This window comes from Rahnella sikkimica, from assembly GCF_002951615.1.
Classification (GTDB): domain Bacteria; phylum Pseudomonadota; class Gammaproteobacteria; order Enterobacterales; family Enterobacteriaceae; genus Rahnella; species Rahnella sikkimica.
Genome location: NZ_CP019062.1, coordinates 1,305,241 through 1,319,630, shown reverse-complemented (window position 1 = coordinate 1,319,630; position 14,390 = coordinate 1,305,241). Strand labels below are relative to the sequence as shown.

Here is a 14,390-nt window from a genome sequence, read left to right as displayed (position 1 = left end):
TTAAACTTCAAGCCAGTTTGACTAATAACCCAAGGTTTTAGCCCGTTTGGGCGGCGAGCCCAAGGTTTTAACCTTAAACCCAAGGTTTTAGCCGAAACCCCAGGGTCTCACCATAACGCACTGATAAGCCGTGTTTTCCCTGTATTTCGTAAACTGTGAACTGTCGCCCTGTACGGAAAATTCAGACGTGGTTAATAGAAGACGTCGCCCGTCATCAGGCTCAGAAAACAGGATGCAGCATGGAAAATTACGCGAACAAAAGTGGTGATTCACAGGTTGTCAGCTTCCAGATTGATGCCAACTCGATCAAAGTCCGCTTCAAAAACAATCACGTTTATCTCTACGATATCCGCCATCCGGGGCCGGAACATCTCGAAAAAATGAAAGAGCTCGCCCGCGCCGGTTGGGGGCTGAACACCTACATCGAAAGCGAAGTGAAAGCAGACTTCTCGTCGAAAGTTTTCTAACATCACCTCTAAATTTCCGGGCGGTTGTGAGCCAGTCGCCCGCGTTTTGTTTACCGATTCAGCGCAAATTACACCTTGTTAACAATCAGCTGTGACAACTTCCGCTGAACCCGCTAGTCTTCGTTATTATCCAGTGTTTTAACGGAAACCTCGCCATGACCCGAAAAATTGTTAAGCAATACAAAGCCTATCGTGATGATATCCGCGATCTGCAAACCCGCCGTCCTGTTCCGGGGCCGGAACTCGAGCAGCTCGACCCTTTCCTGTTTCTCAATCATCACGGCCCGCAGGTTTATGCACCGGATAACCTCGGTCTGCCCTTCGGCCCGCACCCGCATCGCGGGTTTGAAACGGTTACGTTTATCCTGCGCGGCGAGCTGGCACACAGCGACACCGGCGGCCATGAAAGCATCATCGGCACCGGTGGCGTGCAGTGGATGACGGCCGGTTCGGGCCTGATTCACTCTGAACTTTCGCCGGAAGCATTCAAACGTCACGGCGGTGAACTGGAGATTCTGCAACTTTGGGTGAATTTGCCGTCACGGCTGAAAATGACAGCCCCAGGCTATATGGGATTGCAGGTTCAGGACATCCCGCAAATTCCCCTGAGCAAGGGAAACGGCGCGATCAGCCTGATCTCCGGTAGCGTGGCAGGGGTCACTGGTCCGATAAAATCACTGACCGATGTCACCCTGATGACCGTTCAGATGAGTGCGGGCAGCGAAGTGACATTACACGCGCCAGCGGCCCGTCAGGTCTTCCTGTATACGGTGAAAGGACGGCTGAAAATCGATGATATGCCGGCGCAGGCCTGGCATCTGATTGAGCTCGATGACAGCGATGATCGCGTGACAATCAGCGCAACCGATGACGCCACGTTCCTGTTCGGACACGCAGACAAAATCAATGAACCGGTGGTGTCTCACGGCCCGTTTGTGATGAACACCGTGCAGGAAATTAATCAGGCCATTCTGGATTATCAGGCCGGAAAGTTTGATGTAAAGCTATGAGGAATTTTATTAGCAAGGGGTAAACCCACACCCCATCCCAACCTTCCCCTCGTGAGAGGGGAAGGAGCAGAACTTAGATTTTCAGCTTCACGTAGTCAATCGCCCGGCTGATGATCCCGCCCTGCGCTACGTCTTCCAGCGCCACCAGCGGCACGGTTTTGATCACTTTACCGTTATCCACGATATTGATGCTGCCCAGTTCCTGGCCTTTTTTCAGCGGCGCGTCAATCTGCGGATTAGTCAGCACGTACTGCGCTTTCAGTTTATCGGCGTCAGACTGCGGAACGCTGATGAACACATCGCTAAGGGAACCGACTTTCACCTGAGAAGTTGCACCGAACCAGACGTGCTCGTTAGAAACGGTCTGATCCGCTTTGAAAATCTGCTTGCTGGTGTATTCGCGGAAGCCCCAGGTCAGCAGTTTACGCGCCTGTTCTTCACGCCCTTTTGCACTTTTCCCGCCCATCACGACGGCAATCAGACGACGGTCGCCCTGCGTAGCCGACGCAATAATGTTAAAACCGGCGCTTTCGGTGTGACCGGTTTTCAGGCCATCGACTTGCAGGTTCTTATCCCACAACAGGCCGTTGCGGTTCTGCTGCGTGATGTTGTCGTACGTCAGCGATTTCTCGGCATACATACGGTATTCCTCTGGCTCGCCGCCGATAATCGCGCGGGAAAGTTTTGCCAGATCGTATGAGGTAGTGAACTGCCCCGGCGCATCCAGACCGTGGACGGTTTCGAAATGCGTATTGGTCAGGCCCATGCTGACCACGTACTGATTCATCATGCCAACGAACGAATCCTGGCTTCCGGCCACGTAATCCGCCATCGCCACGCACGCGTCGTTGCCGGAAGTAATGATGATGCCGCGAATAAGATCGCGCACGGAAACCCGGTCGCCCGGTTTGAGGAACATCAGGGAAGAACCTTCGAGGCTCTTGTTACCGGCGACCCAGGCTTCCTGAGGCACGGTCACCACGTCGTCCATGGTGATTTTTTTGTGGTCCAGCGCGCGGTCGATAACATAACCGGTCATCAGTTTGGTCAGGCTGGCCGGATTGCGGCGGTCGTCAGGGTTACCGGCGGCCAGCACATCCCCGCTGGCGTAATCCATCAGTACAAAGGACGCGGCATCAATGCTCGGTGGCACGACCGGGAAATCCAGCGGAGCGACAGCTTTCACGCTGCCTGCGGAGAACATCAACACACAAGAGAGGACACTTATTACACTACGTTTCACTGAATCTTCCTTAAACGCGCCTTTCCGGCAGACATAAAGCGCCAACCTGCCAGCAGATATAAAAATGCGGAATATTATTTGCCGCATAGGGTGCCCTAAATCGTCGCTCAGAAAAACCCTTAGTCTTTTGCTAACCATTTCATAGTGAAACGATTCTGTTACAACTTGATCTTAATTTGACCAAAAGCCTCACCCTGTGCCGCCATCAACCTTTCTTATCGCAACCCGCTGTTTTAATTCAGTCTGTAAAAGGGAATGCGCGGCGCATTCTGCCGGTAAAAATCCGTTATTCGTGCCATTTTTTTGGCAATAGACAGATCTAATCACACCATCACGGCATTCGATTAGACGTCATCGCATCTCCCTCCTAAACTTGTGACATAAAATTAACAATCGGATTAACAATTCACCGTTGCGATTGTTTACAGACCAGACAAAAACCACCTGCGAAGCATAACTATGAAATTTAAAACTGAGATCAAACCCTACCACGGCGCGGCCGGTGGCTGGGGTGCATTGGAATCCACCACACGTTTCGTCTTCGACAGTAAAAAAGTCCTCTCCAATCTGCGTAACCTGATGCGTGTTAACAAAGGTCGCGGTTTTGATTGTCCGGGCTGTGCGTGGGGCGATGATAACCACAGCACCTTCAGTTTCTGTGAAAACGGCGCAAAAGCCGTCAGCTGGGAAGCCACCCGCAAAGCGGTAGAGCCGGAATTCTTCGCCCAGCACAGCGTGACTAAACTGCGCGCGCAGAGCGATTACTTCCTCGAATATCAGGGTCGTCTGACTCACCCGATGCGCTATAACCGCACCACCGACCATTACGAACCGATCAGCTGGGACGCGGCATTTTCGCTGATCGCCAGTCATCTCAAAGGGCTTGAAAGCCCGGATCAGGCAGATTTCTACACCTCCGGCCGCGCCAGTAACGAAGCCTCTTACCTTTATCAGGTGTTTGGTCGCATGTTCGGCACCAATAACTTCCCTGACTGCTCGAATATGTGTCACGAAGCCAGCGGCGTGGGTCTCAAGCAAAGTATCGGCGTCGGTAAAGGCACTATCCGTCTGGACGATTTCGAAAAAGCCGATGCGATTTTCGTCTTCGGTCAGAACCCCGGCACCAACCATCCGCGCATGTTGCACAGCCTGCGTCATGCGTCTGATCGCGGCGCGAAAGTTGTCAGCTTCAATACCCTGCGTGAACGGGGTCTGGAACGTTTTGCCGATCCGCAAAAACCGCTGGAAGTGGTGACACCGAAAGCCGGTCGCATCAGTTCAGCGTATTACCAGCCGAATCTCGGCGGCGACATGGCGGCCGTGCGCGGTATCGTGAAAGCGCTGCTGCAAACTCACCGCGAGCGCATTGCATCCGGCCAGCCTTCCCTGTTTGATGAAGAATTTATCGCGGCAAACTGCACGGGCGTGGACGAATATCTGGCTATCGTCGATGACACACCCTGGGACAAAATCACTGAACAATCCGGCCTGAGTGAACAAGACCTGCGTGAAGCGGCGGCGATTTATATGAATGCCGGACGCGTGATTTGTACCTGGGCGATGGGCATAACGCAGCACAAACATTCCGTGCCGACCGTGCGTGAAATCACCAACCTGCAACTGTTGTTCGGCCAGCTGGGTAAACCGGGTGCCGGTTTGTGTCCGGTACGTGGCCACAGTAATGTGCAGGGCAACCGCACGATGGGTATCGACGAAAAAGCGCCGAAAGCCCTGCTTGATGCGATGGAAAGCCACTTCAAATTCACTCCGCCACGCGTTCCCGGCCACAATACCGTGGAAGCGCTGGAAGCTATGCTGCGTCATGAAGCCAAAGTGCTGATTTGCCTCGGCGGTAATCTGGCGGCTGCGGCACCGGATACGCCGCGTACCGAACAGGCGCTGAGCAATCTGGATTTGTCCGTGCAAATCAGCACCAAGCTGAACCGCACGCACCTGACGCCGGGCGCGGAAGCACTGATCCTGCCGACGCTGGGCCGTACCGAGCTGGATATGCAGGCTACCGGTTCGCAGTTCATCACTGTGGAAGATTCTTTCAGCATGGTGCATGCGTCCGAAGGCGTGGGCATTCCCTTGTCTCAGGAACAGCGTTCAGAAACCGCGATTGTCTGCGGTATCGCCAACGCCGTGCTGGGCGACAACTACCTGGACTGGATGGCGCTGGCCGACGATTACAATCTGATCCGCGACCACATCGAAGCGACAATCCCAGGCTTCAAGGATTTCAACGCGCGCTGTGATATCAAAGGCGGTTTCTATCTGGGGAATGCGGCAGCCGAGCTGAACTTCAATACCCTGAGCGGCAAAGCCAATTTCAGCGCCGCGCCGTTGCCGGACGTGCTGATCCCGATGGGCGACCAGAATGCACCGTTTACGCTGCAAACTTTGCGCTCTCACGACCAGTACAACACCACGATTTACGGCCTTGATGACCGTTACCGCGGCGTGTACGGACAGCGTGAAGTGCTGTTCATTCACCCGCAGGATCTGGCCGATTTGGGCCTGAAAGACGGCGAGCTGGTGGAAATCGAAACGCTGTGGAACGACGGTATCGAGCGCAAAGTGACCGGCTTTAAACTGGTCAGCTACGACATTCCGCGCGGCAATCTGGCGGCCTATTATCCGGAAACCAACCCGCTGGTGCCGATGTCCAGTTTTGGTGACCAGACGCACACGCCTACCTCCAAAGCCGTTCCGGTGACAATCCGTCGCTGCGAACAAAAAGTCGACCTGCAACGTATCGCATAACCCGTTTTGCGGGATGCGCTGTACATCGCCCCTTTTGCTTCAGGGTTATGAGGCAAAAGGGGCAGATGCCGCTTGCCCGCAGGGGCTGAATCGCGTAAAACTGTCTGCCGCTAATCGAGCCACATTAACCCTAATTCTCTGGACGATATGTTTCAAGATAACCCGCTGCTCGCGCAGCTAAAACAGCAACTTCACTCTCAGACTCCACGTGTCGAAGGCATTGTGAAAGGGACTGAGAAAGGCTTTGGCTTTCTTGAAGTAGACGGTCAAAAAAGCTATTTCATTCCGCCTCCGTACATGAAAAAAGTCATGCACGGTGACCGCGTAATCGCCTCGCTGCAAACCGAAAAAGAGCGTGAAGTCGTCCAGCCGGAAACATTGGTTGAACCTTTCCTCAGCCGCTTTGTAGGCCGCGTAACCAAAAAAGACGACCGTCTGACTATTATCCCCGACCATCCTTTATTACGTGATGCGATCCAGTGTCGTGTGGTGCGCAACATCAATCACGAAGTCAGTGACGGTGACTGGTGTGTGGCCGAAATGCGCCGCCATCCACTGAAAGAAGGCGATCACAGCTTCCAGGCTGAAATCACCGAATGGATCACCACCGGCACCGACGATCTCGCGCCGTGGTGGGTCACGCTGGCCCGTCATAATCTTGAACGCGAAGCGCCAAAATCTGACATTGCGGAACTGCGTGATGAGGGCCTGAACCGCGAAGATCTGACCGCCCTGCCATTTGTCACCATCGACAGCGGCAGCACGCAGGACATGGATGACGCGCTGTATGTGAAAGACAATGGCGACGGCACTTTGCAGATGACTATCGCGATTGCTGACCCGACGGCGTACGTCACCGAAGGCAGCGAACTCGATAACATCGCCAAAAAACGCGCATTCACCAACTATCTGCCGGGCTTCAACATCCCGATGTTACCGCGTGAATTGTCCGATGATGTGTGTTCACTGTGGCCGGACGTCAGCCGCCCTGTTCTCGCCTGTTCCGTTACGCTGGGCACCGATGGCGCACTGGGCAGCGACATTCGTTTCTTCGCTGCCACCATCGAGTCAAAAGCTAAACTGGCCTATGACGATGTGTCTGACTGGCTGGAAGCGGATGAGAAAAGCGCATGGCAACCGGCCAGCGATGTGATTGCTGATCAAATCCGCTTGCTGAAACGCGTTTGCGACGTGCGCAGTGCATGGCGTACCGAACACGCGCTGGTGTTTAAAGACCGTCCTGATTACCGCTTCGTGCTGGGTGAGAAAGGCAACGTTCTGGAAATCATCGCCGAACACCGCCGTATCGCGAACCGCATCGTTGAAGAATCCATGATCGCCGCTAACGTCTGTGCGGCCATTGCGCTGCGCGACAGCCTCGGTTTCGGCGTGTACAACGTGCATACCGGTTTCGACCCGCTGCTGGTTGAAAATGCGGTCACCGTACTTCAGGCCAATGACGTTGAAGCCAATGCCGAAGCACTGCTGACGCTGCCAGGTTTCTGCGCACTGCGCCGTAAACTGGATGCCTTGCCAACACAGTTCCTCGACAGCCGTATCCGTCGTTTCCAGACCTTTGCCGAAATCAGCACCGTACCGGGGCCGCACTACGGTCTGGGTCTGGAAGCTTACGCGACCTGGACTTCACCGATTCGTAAATACGGCGATATGGTGAACCACCGTCTGCTGAAAGCGATGATCCTGCAACAGTCTGCTGAGAAACCGCAGGACGATATGACCGTTCAGCTGGCAGAACGCCGCCGTGCCAACCGCATGGCCGAGCGCGACGTCGGTGACTGGCTGTACGCCCGTTATCTCGAAGATAAAGTCGGCACGGATGTGAAATTCAGCGCTGAAGTTATCGATGTAACCCGCGGTGGTTTGCGCGTCCGTCTGCAAGATATCGGTGCCGTCGCCTTCATCCCTGCGCCGTTCCTGCACAGCGTACGCGACGAGCTGGTATGCAGCGCTGACACCGGCACCGTGCTGATCAAGGGCGAGGTTGCCTATCGTCAGAGTGACATCATTGATGTCAATATCGCGGAAGTGCGGATGGAAAATCGCAATGTGATTGCCAAGCCTGCAGCTTAGCGAACGCCTGGTCGTTTGATGTGCATCAGAGCCGGTTCTCAGGAATCGGCTTTTTTTGTGCCTAAACAACAGGCCTAGGAAACCTTTGAAATTTAAGACGCAAAACAAGTTTTTGAAAAAGTTATTTTACCGAGTTCCAAACTGATCTAGCAGCAAGTCCGACATCTGGGACACCAAGCCTGTTGGGGAGCATCTCTGCGTTACATCAGCTCATTTTTAACCCGAACAGCTGCCTGGGCGGTACCTGCACCAGCCCGTATCTACAAGGACGGGAATAATGAATCAGTCTCAAAAACCTTTATCGGCGTCGATATTTCTAAAGAAACCGTCGATGTTTTTATCAACGTCGGCAGTTTCTACCAGAAGTTTACTAACGACCAAACTGACCATGCCGACTGTATTACTTTACTGAAAAATTATGAGCTAGAAATTCAGCCCGGCGTCATCGCCGTATTGCGGTTGCGCCGTCAGCGGCGGGGAAACGGTCAGCGTGATCCAGTTTGACGTCACTTTCTGCGATTTGCTGTCTTCCACCGTCACCGATAAACGGTAGCTGTTGGTGGCACCCGGCGAACTGTCCCATTGCGGCACGATCACGCTCCAGCCTTCGGGATTACGGTTATTGGCTGGCGGCGTCAGGCTCAGCGCCTGCGTATCGCCCTGCCAGCTGAGCGCGGTCACGGAATTAAGCGCTCGCAGTTGCAGTTTCAGCGGCACCGTTTCGCCCGGTTGTAACGACCACGGCGGCGTCGCCAGATACACCGACAGGGTTTTCCGCTGTTTAAACTCCATCACCGGCAGGTTATTTCGGTCGACCAAATCGAACCGGCTGCCGCGCAGTGAACGCGCTGCGGCAACATTCTGCGATGACAACTGCTGATCCAATGGCACGCCCAGACGGTAATTGAGCGTCAGTTTCACCACATCCTGATTATCGCCATCCTGACCGGCCTGATGTTCTGCCATCACGGTCACCAGCGGCACCGGCGTGTAATTCAGCCCGAACGAGACCGCCGAAGGATTACTCTGGCGCGTACCGTTGCCGAATAAATCCACCTGATTACCGAAGTATTGCTCATAACTGAGCGACGCCCCGATCTGGCGATAAAACGGCAAATAGCCTTTGGTGGTGATGTCGTAACCGCGTGCCTGACGCCGCAGTTGTGCCGACGAGCTGCTGTCCGCGCGGTAAGACGTAAACGGGTGATAGTAGTTAGTGGAAAACCGCAGGTAATCGGTCCAGGCTTCTGCGCCCAAACTTCCGCGTGTCAGCTGATGGTCGAAATCATTATCGATAAACGCGTTGTAGCCAAGCATCCACGCGCCGGTATTAAAACGCTGCCCCAGGCCAAAATTCCCCACCGTGGCATCCGTCGCGCTTTGCAGGCCAATCTGGCTGTAGACCAGATTATTGTCGGAATGGTACAGCGGGCTGAAAAGCTGGCCGGAGCTGCCATCCAGATTGTGACCGGTGACATCCAGTGTTGTGCTGACGGTGCCCAGCGGCGAAAGCAAACTGCTGGTTTCTTTTTGCACCAGTTTGGCGGCCTGGCTGAGCGCGATATTTTCCGCCTGCAAACGCAGCGGATCGTCGCTGTCCGACGTGGTGGTGCCGAGTTCTTTGAGCGTGGTGGCGAGCTGTTTTTCCGTCGCGCTCGGCGCATTGTCATTTTTAATGTACTGACTGCCGAGGCTGGGTAAGCCATTGGATTGTTGGATTTTTCCGGTATTGAACGCGGACTGTTCATCACCCGCAGGCAGGAAACCGGAGAGATCGTACGAAAGCCCAAGTGCGCCGGAAGCAACTTCAGAAGGGTCTGCCGTCAGCGCAGAAGCACTTCCAGCATAAAAAGCTAATCCCCCTGCAACCAGCAGAGAGATGCAGGTTGAGCCCGCATAACGCTTCAATAAATATGAAAAAAAATCTGTGACCTTTGTCATGCCTTACACATTTTAAACGTAAGGTTTGATCTTACCTGACAAACGACATATTTCAACCTTCATGCCATGAATGGCTAAACAACGCGGGTCTGAAAGGAAAATGCTTCCGGCGTATCCCCTGCTTAACGTGCGGATAAAATGCACGCACGTCACAAAAAAACGTCTAAAATTACAACATTAAAACCACTTCACACACATTTCATAACATTTTTAACAAATTAACCATTTATCTTTACAGGTCATTTTCATTTATCCTTAGCAGGTTAACGATTTATTCCGGTGCCACCCGACTGCTTTTGCAGAGCGCATCTGAATTCTGACCGGCGCTTTTATGGCAGCACACAGGCCATGACAGCGCTTTTGCACGCGTCCCTCTCCCCTTTTCTTCCGTCCGGAAGACGACGGGATGTGCGCCATTTATAGCTACGTATCGCTGTGCATATCGCTACAGAAAAAAACAGGGAACATAAATGAGCAAAAAAACATTGCCCGGCGTGACCCGCAGGCAAATTCTCTCGTTCACGGCAGCCTCCGCAGTCCTGGGCGCGGCCAAAGCCGCAAACGCGGTAACGCTCAAAGGAACGCCCGTGTGGAGCCCCTTTGACGCCAGCCCGCCTCCGCAAATTGATATGGATGGCTGGGCGTTCTTCACCGACGCCGAAGCCGCCGCGATGGAAGCCATTGTTGACCGGCTGGTGCCCGCCGATAATCTGAGCGTCGGCGGTAAAGACGCCGGATGCGCGGTGTTTATCGACCGCCAGCTGGCCGGTTTTTACGGCACCTACGCCCGCCTTTACATGGAAGGTCCTTTCCAGGACGGCACCCCCGAACAGGGCGACCAGTCTCCTTTAGTTCCTCAGCAACGTTATCGTCTCGGCCTGGCTGCACTGGATAAATACAGCCAGTCGCAGCACCAGAAACTGTTCAAGGATCTGCCCGGCGACCAGCAGGACCCAATCCTGTCCGGCCTCGAAAGCGGAAAAATTGCTCTGGATGGGATCGATTCCAAACTGTTCTTCGCCATCGTGCTCAAGAACACCCTGGAAGGCTTCTTCGCTGACCCGATTTATGGCGGAAACCGCAACATGGTGTCGTGGAAAATGCTGGGCTTCCCCGGCGCACGCTACGACTACCGCGAATATGTCGGCAAACATAACCAGAAACTCGATCTGGAACCGCTGAGCATTTCAGGCGGCGACGCATGGAAAATGAAGAGCTAAGGGCAGACAAACATTATGGCAAAAAAATTACCTAAAACCGACGTGGTGGTTATCGGGCTCGGCTGGGCCGGCTCGATCATCGCCAATGAACTGTGCGACGAAGGCCTGAATGTGGTGGCTATCGAACGCGGCCCGTGGCGTGATACGGCGCGCGATTTCAACGTCGCCACCGCGGCCGACGAACTGCGTTACAACTCCCGCCAGGAACTGATGTTACGCACGCGTCAGAACACCATTACTATCCGCAACAACCCGGCGCAAACCGCCTTACCGATGCGAGAATGGGGCTCATTCCATCCGGGCAACGGCACCGGCGGCGCAGGTAACCACTGGGCGGGGATTACGTTCCGCTTCCAGCCTGATGAATTCCGCCTGAAAAGCCATCTGACCGAACGTTACGGCGCAAAAGCCATTCCCGAAGAACTGGTTCTGCAAGACTGGGGAACCGACTGGGAAGAGATGGAGCCGCATTACGCGTCTTTTGAGCGTATCGCCGGGGTTTCCGGTAAAGCCAGCAACGTGAATGGCGAGCATCGTGACGGCGGCAACCCGTATGAAGGGATGCGCTCGATTGAATATCCGACCCGCCCGATGGATCAGCCTTACGGCCCGACGCTGTTTGCCGAAGCCGCGCGCAACATGGGCTACAAAGCGTTCCCGGTGCCCTCTTCGCTGATTTCCGAGCCTTACACCAACCCGCTCGGCGTCAAAATGGGGCCCTGTACGTTCTGCGGTTTCTGCACCAACTACGGCTGCGCCAACTACTCCAAAGCCAGCGCCATCACCACCGTATTACCGGCGCTGATCCGCAAAGAGAATTTCGAAGCCCGCACCAACTGTGAAGTGATGCAGGTGCTGAAAGATTCCACCGGAAAACGCGCGACCGGCGTGGTGTATATCGACTCTTCCGGCGACGAATGGGAACAGCCTGCCGATCTGGTGATCGTCAGCGCTTTTACCTTCGAAAACGTCCGCCTGATGCTGCTTTCCGGCATCGGTAAGCCTTATGATCCGGTCACGTTAGAAGGCACGACGGGCCGTAATTATGCCTATCAGACGGCTAACGGCGTCCAGCTCTTCTTCGATGACAAGAACTTCAACCCGTTCATCGGCGCAGGTGCGGTCGGAATGGGCATCGATGATTTCAACAACGACAACTTTGACCACAGCGGCCTCGGCTTCTTTGGTGGCGGCAGTATTCGCGTAACGCCCATCGGTGGCGCGCCAATCGGTTACCGCCCTGTTCCGCCGGGCACGCCGAAATGGGGTTCCGAGTGGAAAAAAGCCACCGTCGCCAACTATCTCAGCTCGATGTCCATCGGCTGCGAGGCCAGCAGCTACACCACCAAAACCAACTATCTGTCGCTCGATCCGAACTACAAAGATCGTCTCGGTCGCCCGCTGTTGCGCGTCACGTTCGATTTCCCGGAAAACGACCTGAAAATGGCAGCGTATTGCACCGGTAAAGTGGCGGAAATTGCCAAAGCGATGAACCCGCGCGAGCTGGTTGCCAACCCGATGAAAGGCCACTGGAACGGTACGCCGTATCAGTCGTCCCACGTCGTCGGCGGATTTGTGATGGGGGCAGATCCGTCTAACAGTTCCGTGAACAAACACCTGCAGGTCTGGGACGTACCGAACCTGTTTGTGGTCGGCGCTTCCGCCTTCCCGCAAAACCCCGGTTACAACCCGACCGGCACCGTCGGCGCACTGGCGTTTAAAGCTGCTCATGCGATCCGTCACTATTACCTGAAAAAACCGGGAGAGATGATCGCATGAAAAAGTTAACGTCATTCTCACTCGGCTTGCTGGCACTCAGCGTTTCCGGCCTGGCGCACGCCGCCGGTGACGGCTCTTTCGAGCAGGTAGAACGCGGGCGTTATCTGGCCACCGTCGGCGACTGCGCGGCCTGTCACACTGCCTCCACCCCTGACGCCAAACCGTTCGCCGGTGGCGTGCCGATCGAAACGCCGTTTGGCCGTTTAGTCGGGGCTAACATCACGCCGGATCCGGAAACGGGTATCGGCAAATGGTCATTCGACGACTTCCAGCGCGCGATGTCCGAAGGCATCGGTCACGGCGGCAAACGTCTGTACGGCGCGATGCCGTTCACGGCGTACACCAAAGTCACCCGCGAAGATAACGCCGCCATCTGGGCGTATCTGCAAACCCTGCAACCGGTGCATCACGAAGTGGAAACCAACCAACTGCCCTTCCCGTTCAACGTGCGCACCAGCCTGATGGGCTGGAACTGGCTGAACTTCAACAAAGGCGAATTCAAACCACAAATGGATAAATCCGCGGAATGGAATCGCGGCGCATACATTGTTGAAGGTCTGGGGCACTGCGGTACCTGCCACACGCCGAAAAACATGATTGGCGGTGATAAAGACAGCGAGTTCCTGCAAGGTGCCGTGGTGGAAAACTGGGTTGCACCGGACATCACCGTCAATAAACACACCGGTATTGGCAACTGGACGCAGGAAGATCTGATGCAGTATCTGAAAACCGGTTCTAACCGGTTCGATATGGCCTCCGGTCCGATGGCGGAAGAAGTGACGAATTCGTCGCAGCACTGGACGGATGCGGATCTCAAGGCCGTGGCGGTTTACCTGAAAGACAGCGGTCACGACAGCGGCAGCACCGCGCCTGCTCCGGTGAAAGCCGAAGACAGCGCGATGGTCGCCGGTAAACATCTTTACGCCGACCGCTGTTCCGCCTGCCACACGCCGTCCGGCATGGGTCAGGAAGGGTTGTTCCCGCGACTGGCCGATTCCGCGCTGATCAACCAGCCGAATGCGACATCCCTGATCCGCGTTGTACTGGCGGGCAGCCGTCCGGTCGCGACCGACAGCAAACCGACCGCGCCGTCTATGCCGTCATTTGATGCCAATATGAGTGACGCGGACGTGGCAAACGTACTGACCTACATCCGTAACAGCTGGGGAAATGCCGCCGCACCGGTAACGGCAAGCGATGTGAAGGATTTACGCGCAGAGCTGAAGAAATAACCCGGACGCCAGACAGGACAAAGGCCGCGAAAGCGGCCTTTTTACTTACAGACGGTCAAAACGCAGCAGACGGTCAATACGCAGAAAACGGTCAGTGCTGAGAAGGCATCTGCATAATTTGCACTAACAGGTGATCGTTGTTCTGACTCAGTTGCACGAGATGTTTGCATTCCACTTTGATAGCGGTGAGCTGGTCGTCGGTCAGCGAGTACGGCAGGTTAATATCAATGCTGTACATATTTTGCTGCTCTGCCAGTTCAATCAGCCGGACGATGTTTGTTTCATCGCTCACCTGTGTGGATACCACCTGCAAAGCCAGCGCACGCAAGGCTTCCTGCTTCGATTTATCTTTCTTCGAACGGGATTTCAGAACCATGCCGAAAAACGGCATCACGCCATAAATAGCGTCGACAAAACTCCATTTCTTTTTGCAGGATGCGGACAAATATTCCATGTAGTCAAAGGACGCTTTTTGACTGCGCGCATCGGGTACCAGGCGATTTTCATTCATCCCCGTTTCCTCTTCCTGGTCAGGGCCTGTTCATTTGAACGTCTGTACAGAACGTGCGAAGGTGGTGCTGAGTGCATTATCTGCTAAGAGAGAATCTGTTAATAAAGAGTCTGTCAATTGAGAGTCTGCC

The 14,390-nt window shown here is 54.7% G+C and carries 10 protein-coding genes; 7 read left to right on the top strand and 3 right to left on the bottom strand.

Going from position 1 to position 14,390, the window contains the following annotated elements; genetic code table 11:
• The first annotated feature begins 239 nt into the window (after positions 1–239).
• Positions 240–467, top strand: a complete 228-nt coding sequence (locus BV494_RS05930; protein ID WP_104922015.1) for a hypothetical protein — start codon at positions 240–242, stop codon at positions 465–467.
• Positions 468–622: 155 nt separating this feature from the next.
• Positions 623–1,477, top strand: a complete 855-nt coding sequence (locus tag BV494_RS05925; RefSeq protein ID WP_104922014.1) for a pirin family protein — start codon at positions 623–625, stop codon at positions 1,475–1,477.
• A 73-nt stretch (positions 1,478–1,550) separates the two neighbouring features.
• Here the strand turns inward: BV494_RS05925 and BV494_RS05920 are convergent, their stop codons facing one another.
• Positions 1,551–2,720: a serine hydrolase gene (locus BV494_RS05920; protein WP_104922013.1), complete on the bottom strand. Its 1,170-nt coding sequence runs from the start codon at positions 2,718–2,720 to the stop codon at positions 1,551–1,553.
• A gap of 459 nt (positions 2,721–3,179) precedes the next feature.
• On the opposite strand from BV494_RS05920, the gene BV494_RS05915 reads away from it, so the two are divergent.
• Together BV494_RS05915 and BV494_RS05910 are read left to right on the top strand one after the other, a co-directional pair.
• Entirely contained in the window at positions 3,180–5,486 is a 2,307-nt protein-coding gene (locus BV494_RS05915; RefSeq protein WP_104922012.1) for an FdhF/YdeP family oxidoreductase, read from the top strand.
• Positions 5,487–5,633: 147 nt separating this feature from the next.
• Positions 5,634–7,577 carry an exoribonuclease II gene (locus BV494_RS05910; RefSeq protein WP_104922011.1) on the top strand — a complete coding sequence of 648 codons (1,944 nt, stop codon included), beginning with the start codon at positions 5,634–5,636 and terminating at the stop codon, positions 7,575–7,577.
• 423 nt (positions 7,578–8,000) lie between these two features.
• Here BV494_RS05910 and BV494_RS05905 read toward each other — a convergent pair whose 3' ends face one another.
• Positions 8,001–9,518, bottom strand: a complete 1,518-nt coding sequence (locus tag BV494_RS05905) for a YchO/YchP family invasin (protein ID WP_104922010.1) — start codon at positions 9,516–9,518, stop codon at positions 8,001–8,003.
• A gap of 470 nt (positions 9,519–9,988) precedes the next feature.
• Between BV494_RS05905 and BV494_RS05900 the strand changes: the two genes are divergently transcribed.
• The 3 genes from BV494_RS05900 to BV494_RS05890 are packed head-to-tail and all read left to right on the top strand — an operon-like array spanning position 9,989 to position 13,749.
• A complete protein-coding gene (locus tag BV494_RS05900) occupies positions 9,989–10,738 on the top strand; it encodes a gluconate 2-dehydrogenase subunit 3 family protein (RefSeq protein WP_104922009.1) in 750 nt (249 codons plus the stop codon).
• 15 nt (positions 10,739–10,753) lie between these two features.
• On the top strand, positions 10,754–12,517 hold the full coding sequence (locus tag BV494_RS05895) for a GMC family oxidoreductase (RefSeq protein WP_104922008.1): 1,764 nt from the start codon (positions 10,754–10,756) through the stop codon (positions 12,515–12,517).
• Positions 12,514–13,749: a cytochrome c gene (locus tag BV494_RS05890; RefSeq protein WP_104922007.1), complete on the top strand. Its 1,236-nt coding sequence runs from the start codon at positions 12,514–12,516 to the stop codon at positions 13,747–13,749. Before BV494_RS05895 ends, BV494_RS05890 begins: the two co-directional genes overlap by 4 nt.
• Before the next feature lie 91 nt (positions 13,750–13,840).
• Here BV494_RS05890 and BV494_RS05885 read toward each other — a convergent pair whose 3' ends face one another.
• Positions 13,841–14,260: a hypothetical protein gene (locus BV494_RS05885; RefSeq protein WP_104922006.1), complete on the bottom strand. Its 420-nt coding sequence runs from the start codon at positions 14,258–14,260 to the stop codon at positions 13,841–13,843.
• Between the last annotated feature and the right edge of the window lie 130 nt (positions 14,261–14,390).

Coding starts and splice junctions, on each gene's coding strand:
- BV494_RS05925 (WP_104922014.1), top strand. CDS start 623: ATGACCCGAAAAATTGTTAAGCAATACAAAGCCTATCGTGATGATATC.
- BV494_RS05905 (WP_104922010.1), bottom strand. CDS start 9,518: ATGACAAAGGTCACAGATTTTTTTTCATATTTATTGAAGCGTTATGCG.
- BV494_RS05900 (WP_104922009.1), top strand. CDS start 9,989: ATGAGCAAAAAAACATTGCCCGGCGTGACCCGCAGGCAAATTCTCTCG.
- BV494_RS05890 (WP_104922007.1), top strand. CDS start 12,514: ATGAAAAAGTTAACGTCATTCTCACTCGGCTTGCTGGCACTCAGCGTT.
- BV494_RS05885 (WP_104922006.1), bottom strand. CDS start 14,260: ATGAATGAAAATCGCCTGGTACCCGATGCGCGCAGTCAAAAAGCGTCC.
- BV494_RS05915 (WP_104922012.1), top strand. CDS start 3,180: ATGAAATTTAAAACTGAGATCAAACCCTACCACGGCGCGGCCGGTGGC.
- BV494_RS05895 (WP_104922008.1), top strand. CDS start 10,754: ATGGCAAAAAAATTACCTAAAACCGACGTGGTGGTTATCGGGCTCGGC.
- BV494_RS05930 (WP_104922015.1), top strand. CDS start 240: ATGGAAAATTACGCGAACAAAAGTGGTGATTCACAGGTTGTCAGCTTC.
- BV494_RS05910 (WP_104922011.1), top strand. CDS start 5,634: ATGTTTCAAGATAACCCGCTGCTCGCGCAGCTAAAACAGCAACTTCAC.